At 61.1% G+C, this 1022-nt stretch carries 2 protein-coding genes; one reads left to right on the top strand and one right to left on the bottom strand.

Annotated features, from left to right (window positions below; all coding sequences use genetic code 11):
- On the top strand, positions 1-217 hold a 217-nt coding region (locus tag ABT116_RS50355), incomplete at its 5' end, for a phospholipase domain-containing protein (protein ID WP_351648568.1).
- Positions 218-356: 139 nt separating this feature from the next.
- On the opposite strand, the gene ABT116_RS50360 is transcribed toward ABT116_RS50355, so the two are convergent.
- A complete protein-coding gene (locus ABT116_RS50360; protein ID WP_351648571.1) occupies positions 357-926 on the bottom strand; it encodes a dihydrofolate reductase family protein in 570 nt (189 codons plus the stop codon).
- Between the last annotated feature and the right edge of the window lie 96 nt (positions 927-1022).

Raw genomic sequence — 1022 nt, forward strand, 5'->3', positions numbered from 1 at the left:
CATGCTGTCCGCGACAAATTCCGGAAGTCGTGCACTGTCGGTCAATGTGGACGGGGACCGACGAAAACTCGCTGCCGGGGCACGCGGTCGGTGGACGGTGATGTCGGTGGACGGTTGGTATCAGGCCACCGTGACAGTCGACGAAGATCCTGAATTCAGGCGCGTACTCGTCGGGCACATCGAAAACGGGCGGACCAGTGTCAGCCAACCGACGTGAATCAACACCCAGCGATCGAGTCCAGACCCGAATTTCCAGTGGAACAAGTCAATCCATCCACACTTTTTGTAGGAGGCCCGCGATGCCTCACCACTTGATTCCGGTGGTGGGAGCAGAATGTTCGCATTAGTCGGTCACATCAAGTCGGTATTTGAGTGGGCCGATATCGCACGGCGACTGCACCCGACTGGAACTCGTGGCGGTCGACGAGCTCAAGCTGGATGCGCTCGTGCAGACCGGCGAGCAACGTCGGTCCGTGTCCGGCAAGGACCGGTTGCACAACGAACTCGTACTCGTCGATCAGCCCCAGGTCTACCAATGCCAGGGGGAGTGTCACGCCGCCAACCCACAGACCTTCGCCGGGCTGCTCCTTGAGCCGTTGAATCGCTGACCCCAAGTCGCCTTGCACGAGTTCGGCATTCCAATCGACCCCGCTCAGCGTGCTCGACACGACGTACTTCTTAGCCCGGTCCATTGCCTCGGCGAACGGGATCTCCCACTCGTCCATCCAGTCAGGCCACGCCCCCGTTGCGGGCCGCCGCCACGCCGACTCCATCATCTCGTAGGTCACCCGGCCGAACAGCAAAGCATCGGCTCGTTCCATCTGAGCGGTCCAGTAGCGCATCGACTCCTCGTCGGGTGGAAGCCCCGCCTCGTGATGGCAGCAGCCGTCGAGGGTGACGTTGATCGAGTATCGAAGTGGTCTCATCTCGTTGTTCTCCCCTGATACGCGCAGAGTGACAGCACCGGACCGTACTCAGACTAATGCCGGGCCGTCGGTGTAGATCAGGTTCGGGACCTGGAG

It is taken from the genome of Streptomyces sp. NPDC002130 (genome assembly GCF_040296465.1).
Taxonomy (GTDB): Bacteria; Actinomycetota; Actinomycetes; order Streptomycetales; family Streptomycetaceae; genus Streptomyces.